We start from the raw sequence: 8,468 nt of genomic DNA, 5'->3' as shown, positions 1-8,468 counted from the left end.
CCGCCCCCCCTCCCGGCCCCTCCGTTCTCGGCCCCTCCGGGCCCCCACGCCCGGAGCCCAGGCCGTCCCCACACCCCCGCTCCTCGACGGAGTCCTCTTGTCCACTGGCACCGACCCCAGACCGTCCGCCGCCGCCGGCTCCCCGGCGAGCGGCGGCGTCCATCACTCCTCACGCGCCGCGATCGCCCCCCGCCACCTGCGCCGCGACCGCTGGTGGCTGCCGCCCGCGGCCACGGCGGCCGGGCTGCTGGCGTTCGTCGTCTACTCCACCTGGCGGGCGTTCGCCGACGAGCGCTACTACGCCGCGCCGTACGTCTCGCCGTTCTACTCGCCCTGCCTCGCCGAGCGCTGCGTCCCGATGAAGGACGGCGCCGACTGGGAGCTCTTCGGATCCTGGTGGGCCCTGTCGCCCGCGCTGCTGATCCTGATCTTCCCGCTGGGCTTCCGGCTGACCTGCTACTACTACCGCAAGGCGTACTACCGCGGGTTCTGGGCCTCTCCCCCGGCCTGCGCGGTCGCCGAGCCGCACGCGAAGTACACCGGGGAGACCCGCTTCCCGCTGATCCTCCAGAACGTCCACCGGTACTTCTTCTACTTCGCGGTGATCGTCGCGGGCATCCTCACCTACGACGCCGTCCTCGCCTTCCGCGACGAGCGCGGCGCGTGGGGCCACATGGGCCTCGGCACCCTGGTCATGGTCGCCAACATCGCCCTGATCTGGGCGTACACGCTCTCCTGTCACTCGTGCCGGCACATCGTCGGCGGGCGTCTGCGCACCTTCTCCAAGCACCCCGTGCGCTACCGCATGTGGGGCGTGGTGAGCCGGCTGAACGCCCGTCACATGCCGCTCGCCTGGGCGTCCCTGGCCAGCGTCGCGCTGGCCGACCTGTACGTGTACCTGGTCGCCGGCGGTGTGTTCGACGATCCGCGCTTCTTCTAGGAGAGACCTACTGATGACTCGGGTGGACCGGCAGTCGTGGGACGTGGTCGTGGTGGGCGCCGGGGGCGCCGGGCTGCGTGCCGCGATCGAGGCCCGTGAGCAGGGACTGCGCTGCGCGGTGATCTGCAAATCACTGTTCGGCAAAGCGCACACGGTGATGGCCGAGGGCGGCATCGCCGCCTGCATGGGCAATGTCAACGCGAACGACAACTGGCAGGTGCACTTCCGCGACACGCTGCGCGGGGGCAAGTTCCTCAACGACTGGCGGATGGCCGAGCTGCTCGCGCAGGAGGCCCCGGACCGGGTGTGGGAGCTGGAGACCTGGGGGGCGGTCTTCGACCGGACGCCGGACGGGCGGATCTCCCAGCGGAACTTCGGCGGGCACGAGTACCCGCGGCTGGCGCACGTGGGCGACCGGACGGGCCTGGAGCTGATCCGCACGCTCCAGCAGAAGGTCGTCTCCCTTCAGCAGGAGGACTTCCGGCGGCACGGCGATTACGAGGCCGGGCTGAAGGTGTTCCAGGAGTGCACGGTGACCCGGGTGCTCCGCGACCGCGGCCGGGTGTCCGGCGTCTTCGGCTACGAGCGCGAGTCCGGCCGGTTCCTGGTCCTGGAGGCACCGGCCGTGGTGCTGGCCACCGGCGGGATCGGCAAGTCCTTCAAGGTGACGTCCAACTCCTGGGAGTACACCGGCGACGGGCACGCCCTGGCGCTGCTGGCCGGGGCCCGGCTGGTGAACATGGAGTTCGTCCAGTTCCATCCGACCGGCATGGTCTGGCCGCCGTCCGTGAAGGGCATCCTCGTCACCGAGTCGGTGCGCGGCGACGGCGGGGTGCTGCGGAACAGCGACGGCAAGCGGTTCATGTTCGACTACGTCCCGGACGTCTTCAAGGAGAAGTACGCGGAGACGGAGGACGAGGCCGACGGCTGGTACACCGACCCCGAGCACCACCGCAGGCCGCCGGAGCTGCTGCCGCGCGACGAGGTGGCGCGCGCGATCAACTCCGAGGTGAAGGCGGGCCGGGGCTCACCGCACGGCGGGGTGTTCCTGGACGTCTCGACGCGGATGCCGGCCGAGGTGATCCGCCGCAAACTGCCGTCCATGCACCACCAGTTCAAGGAGCTGGCGGACGTGGACATCACCGCGGAGCCCATGGAGGTCGGCCCCACCTGCCACTACGTGATGGGTGGCGTCGAGGTCGACCCGGACACGGCGGCGGCGGTCGGGGTGCCCGGCCTGTTCGCGGCCGGCGAGGTGGCGGGCGGGCTGCACGGCTCCAACCGGCTCGGCGGCAACTCCCTCTCCGACCTGCTGGTGTTCGGGCGGCGCGCCGGGCTGTACGCGGCCCGGTACGCGGCGGAGCTGGACGCGGCGCAGCGACCGGCGGTCTCCGACGCGGACGTGGCCTCGGCGGAGGCGGAGGCGCTGCGGCCGTTCGGCGCCGAGGAGAGCACCGGCGGGGCCGCCGAGAACCCGTACGCCCTGCACCAGGAGCTCCAGCAGGCGATGAACGACCTGGTGGGGATCATCCGGAAGGCGCCCGAGATGGAGGAGGCGCTGCGCCGGCTGTCCGGGCTGCGGGCCCGCGCCCGGCGGGCCGGGGTCGAGGGGCACCGGCAGTTCAACCCGGGCTGGCACCTGGCGCTGGACCTGCGGAACATGCTGCTGGTCAGCGAGTGCGTGGCGCGGGCGGCGCTGGAGCGGACCGAGAGCCGCGGCGGGCACACCCGCGACGACCACCCGGGCATGGACCGGCGCTGGCGGAAAGCGCGCCTGGTCTGCCGGCTGGCCGACGACAGCACCGAGCCGGCCGCCGAGGACCCGGCGCTGGGCCGCATCCGGCTGGAGCGGCAGGAGCCGCCGGCGATGCGCCCCGACCTGCTGGAGCTGTTCGAGAAGGACGAACTGAAGAAGTACCTGACGGACGAGGAGCTCACCCGATGAGTTATCAGGCCCGCTTCAAAGTGTGGCGGGGCGACGCCGGCGGCGGGGGCCTCACCGACTACGAGGTCGCCGTCAACGAGGGTGAGGTCGTCCTCGACATCATCCACCGGCTCCAGGCCACCGCCGCGCCGGACCTCGCCGTCCGCTGGAACTGCAAGGCGGGCAAGTGCGGTTCGTGCAGCGCGGAGATCAACGGCCGGCCGCGGCTGATGTGCATGACGCGGATGTCGGTGTTCGACCCGGAGGAGACCGTCACGGTGACGCCGATGCGGGCCTTCCCGGTCGTCCGCGACCTGGTGACGGACGTGTCGTACAACTACGCGAAGGCGCGGGACGTGGCGTCGTTCGCCCCGCCGCCGGAGCTGAAGCCCGGCGAGTACCGGATGCGGCAGCAGGACGTGGACCGGCTTCAGGAGTTCCGCAAGTGCATCGAGTGCTTCCTGTGCCAGAACACCTGCCATGTGGTGCGTGACCACGAGGAGAACAAGCCGGCGTTCGCCGGGCCGCGCTTCCTGATGCGCGTCGCCGAGCTGGACATGCACCCGCTGGACGCCGCCGCCGAGGCGGGCATCGACCGCAAGGCAGCGGCCCGGGAGGACCACGGGCTCGGCTACTGCAACATCACCAAGTGCTGCACGGAGGTCTGCCCTGAACACATCAAAATCACGGACAACGCGCTGATCCCGCTGAAGGAGCGGGTGGTCGACCGCTCCTACGACCCGCTGGTGTGGCTGGGCAACAAGATCCGCCGCCGGGGCTCCCAGCACGGAGCGTAATACCACACACCGTCCCGGTAGCGGCTCCGGCAAACCGGTCATACCCTCCGAAGTGTGACGCGGCTTTTGAGGCGGTACGGGCCCGGGGCGCCGGGCCCGGCCATCGCCGGCGCCTTGTTCGCGCTGTGCGTCCTCCTCCTCCCGGCGCCGTCCGTCGCCCGTGCCGAAACGCCGCTCGACCTGGACGCCACCGGGCACATCACCGACACGGTCGGCGCGCTCGGCCGCCGCCGGCCCCAGGTCGAGGCCGCCCTCGCCCGGCTGGCGGGCCGGCACGTCCGGCTCTACGTCACCTACGTGCACGACTTCTCCGGCCGCACCGGCCGCGAGTGGGCCGACGCCACCGCCGACCGCAACGGCCTGGGCCCCCAGGACGTCCTGCTCGCCGTCGCCACCTCCCCCCGGCAGTTCGCCGTCTCCGCCGCCCAGGACTCCGGCTTCCGCGCCGACCAGCTCCGGCAGGTCGCCACCGTCGCCATCGCCCCCGCCCTGAAGGCACACGACTGGGCCGGGGCGGCGATCGGCGCCGCCGACGGCTACCGGTCCGTCCTGGCCGGGCAGGCCGTCCGGCCGCCCGTCATCGTCCCCGGCCCCAGCGACCCGGGGAGCAGCGGGCTGCTCCCGGGCGACCGGCGGTTCTGGGTGCCGGTCGCGGCCGGGGCGCTGCTCTGCCTGGCCGGGCTGCTGCTGCGCCGCCACCGGCGCCGCCGGGCCCGCCGGCGGGTCACCGTCGTCCCGTTCCGCGCGCCCGTCACCGTCTCCGCCTCCACCGAGCCGGGCCTCGCCCGGATGGCCCAGCCGCTCACCCCGCTGCCCGACCTGGAGACGGAGGCGTCCCTCAACCTCGTCGCGACCGACGACGCGGTCCGCACCAGCGCGGAGGAGCTGACCTTCGCACTCGCCCAGCTCGGCGAGGCGGCCACGCTGCCGTTCGCCGAGGCCGTCGGCTACGCGCGGGGCGAGCTCGCGGCCGCCTTCCGGCTCCGGCAGCGGCTCGACGATGCGCCCCTCCACGACGACGACTTCCGCCGGCACGCCCTCGACGAGATCTGCTCCCGCTGCACCAGCGCCAACCGGCGGCTGGACGCCGAGGCGGCGGCCTTCGACCGGCTGCGCGGACTGCGGGCCAACGCGGCGGCCGTCCTCGGCCGCGCGGAGGCCGTCGCCCGGGAGCTGGAACCGCGCATCGACGCCGCCGAGAACACCCTGTTCGCCCTCCGCCACCGGTGCGCCGAGGAGGCGCTCGCCCCCGTCTGGCGGTACCCGGCCGAGGCCCGCGACCGGCTCGCCTTCGCGGGCGCCGCCCTGGAGGACGCCCACACGGCCCTCGCCGAGGACGACCGCGACCGGGCCGCCGTCTCCGTACGCGCCGCCGAGGCCGCCCTCTCCCAGGCCCGCACCCTGACCACCGCCGCGCTCCGGCACGCCTGCGAACTCAACGGCGCGGCCCGGCGGCTGGCCGCCGCCCTGGCGGACGCGGAGGCCGCCGCCGCGGCCTCGGGCCGCCGGGAGGGCGCCGCCGTCGAACTGCTCACCGCCGCCCGCCGGGAGGCCGCCTGCCGGCGGATCGACCCGCGGGCCGTCCTCCGCCGCATCGACGAGGCCGCCGCCGCCCTCGACGACGACCTGCCCCCCGACGACCCCGGCCGCGCCGCCCGCACCCGTACCCGCACGGCCCGCACCCTGCTCGCCGCCCGCGCCCGGGTGGTCGGCGCCCGCGACTTCATCGCCACCCACCGGGGCGCGGTCGGCGCCCGCGCCCGCACCCGCCTCGCCGAGGCCGAACGCCACCTGGACCTGGCCCGCCGCGACCCCGCCGAGGCCCCCCGCGCGGAAACGCTCGCCCTCCAGGCACGGGCCGCCGCCGAACGGGACGTGGGCGTGTACGGCATCGCCCACTCCGCCCCGGACGCGGCACGGCCGGCGCGGGCGCTGGGAGGCGCGCTGCTCGGCGGCATCGTCCTGGCGGGCCTGCTCCCGGCGACATTCGGCGGCGGCGCGACACGGGGACGCCTGGCGGCGCCGGAGCGGTGAGGGGTGCCCCGGACGGGCTGGAGTGCGCGCCCAAGGCGGCACCATCCAGCCCGTCCGGCGTTTGAGGACGAGCGGCGGAGCCGCGATCAGGGGGTCTGGGGCGCAGCCCCGGGAAACGGCGAAAGGGCGGGACCGGGGCAACTCCCCCCGAGCCTCAATAGAGGCTCATGAGAGCCTCAACCGCATCAGGCGCCCCCGCCTCCCCATCCGGCAAAGCAAGCTCAAACCACACCGTCTTCCCCTGCGGAGGAATCCGCCGACTACCCCAAGCAGCGCTGAGCAATCCGACAAGCTGCAGGCCCCGCCCGCCTTCATCCGTGTCCCGGGCCCGCCGACGCCGAGGCTGCACCGACCCCGCGTCCCACACCTCGCACACCAACGTCCGATCGAGCAGCAGCCGCAGCCGGATGTCCCCCTCCCCATACCGCAGCGCATTGGTGACCAGCTCACTCACCAACAGCTCGGTGGTGTCGACCAGGCTCTCCAGCCCCCACTGCGGCAGCATCTCCCGCGCCAGCTCCCGCGCCCGGGCGACGGACCGCGGCTCGGGCGGCAGCGTCCAGTCGCCGACGTGCCCGGGCGGCAGCCCCCGCAACCGGGCCATCAGCAGGGCGATGTCGTCCTCGCCATGGTGGGTGTCCAGGGCGGACAGGACGTGGTCGCAGACGTCCTCCAGCGGCCGGGCCGGATCGGTGAGGGCGTCCCGGAACGCCTGGAGCCCCTCGTCCAGCGGATGGTCGCGGGACTCGACCAGACCGTCCGTGTACAACGCGAGCAGCGCCCCGTCGGGCAGTTCGAGAACGGTCTCCTCGAACAGCTCACCGCCCACCCCGAGCGGCATCCCCGGCTGCACCTCCAGCAGCCGCGCCGGCTTGCCCTCCTCGACCAGAACGGGCGGCAGATGCCCGGCGTTGGCGACCGTACAGCGCCGGGTGACCGGGTCGTACACCGCGTAGACGCACGTCGCCAGGTAGACCTCGGACAGGTCCGCGGGGCGCACGCTCCCCCGCACCCCGCGCGAGGCGGACTGTTTGCCGCCGGGGCGGCCGAGGCCGTGGGCGATCTCGTCGAGCGCGGACAGCACCTCGGCCGGCTCCATGTCCAGCATGGCGAGGGTCCGTACGGCCGTGCGGAGTTCGCCCATGGCGACGGCGGCCCGCAGACCGCGGCCCATCACGTCGCCGACGACCAGGGCCGTCCGGTGACCGGGCAGCTCGATGACGTCGAACCAGTCGCCGCCCACCTCGGTGGCGGCGTTGCCGGGCAGATAGCGGCAGGCGATCTCCAGCCCGGCGGCCTCCGGGTCGACGGGGGGCAGCAGGCTGCGCTGGAGGATGAGAGCCCGCTCGTGCTCACGCCGGTACAGCCGGGCGTTGTCGATGCAGACCGCCGCCCGCGAGGCCAGCTCGACAGCGACGGCCGTCTCCCGCTCGCCGAAGGGCTCGCTGCCTTTGGTGCGGGTGAACTGCACCAGCCCCATCACCGTGTCCCGGGCGACCATCGGCACGGCCAGCGTGCACTGCGCCGACATCCCCGGCTCGGGCGCGTCCCCGCCCTCCCTGCCGCCGCCCGGGACCGCCTGCACCTGGGCGGTGCGCAGCGCCCCGGCGCACGGTGAGTGGAACGGATACCGGTGCACCTCGCCGACCTGGATCGCCTTCTCGTCGGTCTCGTCGGAGGTCACCGGCGCGCCCGACACGGCGCTGGCGAAGGCGACGCGGCGGAGCTCGGCGCTGCCGTCGGCCAGGCCGGGCGGCGCCTCGTCGCCGGCCAGCAGCCCCTGGTAGAGGTCGACGGAGGCGAGGTCGCAGAACTGCGGCACGGCCACGTCCAGCAGCTCGCGCGCGGTGGTCTCCAGGTCCAGCGAGGTGCCGATGCGGGCGCTCGCCTCGTTGAGCAGCGCCAGGTTGCGCCGGACGCCGGCGGCCTCGCGTTCGGCCCGGCGGCGGCCGGTGACGTCGGTGGCGATGGCGGCCACGCCGATGGGCCGCCCGCTGCCGCCGTGCAGCCGGTAGAGCGAGACCGACCAGCGGCGGCGTTCGGCCTTGCCGGGCACGGGTCCCATGAGCTGGAGATCGGCCACCGGCCGGCCCGTGTCGAGGACCTGGCGGAGGGCGAGCGTCAGCCGTTCGGCCTCGGTGCGGGGCAGGAACTCGTGCGGCCTTCGCCCCCGGTGCCAGGCCACGGGACGGCCCAGGGCCTGGGCGAAGCTCTCGTTGACGCGGAGCAGCCGCAGGTCCGTCCCGAAGAAGAAGAATCCCAGGGGAGATTGGCCGAAAACGGCTTCGGACGCCGCGATGTCGGTCTCTATTCCCTGGAGCGCCCGGACGTCGACGGCCACGCAGAGGGCGGCGCGTTCGCCGCGCTCGTTCCGGCTGGGCATCACGTAGATCTCGGCCAGGCCCTGCTGTCGCCCGTCGCGCTGGTACGGGACCAGGCCGGTCCGGGCGCGGCCGTCGAAGCCGTCGCCGGGCGGCAGGTCCCCCGGAAGCCCCGGGTCTCCCGGGTCCCCCGAAAAGAGGACCCCTTGCTGCGCGGCGGAGAACACGTCCTGGGGATCCCGGCCGACCGCCTGCCCCGGAGTTATTCCAAAGAGCTCGGCGGCCCGCTCGCTCCACTGCTCGATCCGGCCGTCGGGCCCCAGCGAGAACGACGCCACGCGAATGTAGTCGTAGAGGGATCCGGGCGGGCTGTTCTGCCACATCGAGGTGGTGTCCTTACCCTCTGGGCTGCCCGCCTCAGCGCCCGCTGGCTTTTCGCTCACGTGCCCGTC

Annotated in this window: 5 protein-coding genes; 4 read left to right on the top strand and 1 reads right to left on the bottom strand. The window is 74.0% G+C overall.

Going from position 1 to position 8,468, the window contains the following annotated elements; all coding sequences use genetic code 11:
- The first annotated feature begins 97 nt into the window (after window positions 1-97).
- From ACSNOK_RS10920 to ACSNOK_RS10905, 4 genes are read left to right on the top strand one after another with little or no spacing between them, the layout of a single operon-like run.
- Window positions 98-940, top strand: coding sequence for a hypothetical protein (locus tag ACSNOK_RS10920; RefSeq protein ID WP_436780416.1), 843 nt, complete (start codon window positions 98-100; stop codon window positions 938-940).
- Window positions 941-953: 13 nt separating this feature from the next.
- The gene (locus ACSNOK_RS10915; RefSeq protein ID WP_436780415.1) at window positions 954-2,885 is read left to right on the top strand and encodes a fumarate reductase/succinate dehydrogenase flavoprotein subunit; all 1,932 of its coding nucleotides are present in this window, start codon (window positions 954-956) and stop codon (window positions 2,883-2,885) included.
- A complete protein-coding gene (locus ACSNOK_RS10910; protein WP_436780414.1) occupies window positions 2,882-3,661 on the top strand; it encodes a succinate dehydrogenase/fumarate reductase iron-sulfur subunit in 780 nt (259 codons plus the stop codon). The genes ACSNOK_RS10915 and ACSNOK_RS10910 overlap by 4 nt, the downstream gene beginning before the upstream one ends.
- Window positions 3,662-3,715: 54 nt before the next feature.
- Window positions 3,716-5,695 carry a TPM domain-containing protein gene (locus ACSNOK_RS10905; protein WP_436780413.1) on the top strand — a complete coding sequence of 660 codons (1,980 nt, stop codon included), beginning with the start codon at window positions 3,716-3,718 and terminating at the stop codon, window positions 5,693-5,695.
- A gap of 154 nt (window positions 5,696-5,849) precedes the next feature.
- On the opposite strand, the gene ACSNOK_RS10900 is transcribed toward ACSNOK_RS10905, so the two are convergent.
- Window positions 5,850-8,399, bottom strand: coding sequence for a SpoIIE family protein phosphatase (locus ACSNOK_RS10900; RefSeq protein WP_436780412.1), 2,550 nt, complete (start codon window positions 8,397-8,399; stop codon window positions 5,850-5,852).
- Window positions 8,400-8,468 lie beyond the last annotated feature (69 nt).

This window comes from Streptomyces sp. URMC 126 (assembly GCF_051386555.1).
Lineage (GTDB): Bacteria > Actinomycetota > Actinomycetes > Streptomycetales > Streptomycetaceae > Streptomyces.
Note: the sequence above shows the minus strand (reverse complement) of the source record. Positions and strands in the feature narration are given on the sequence as shown.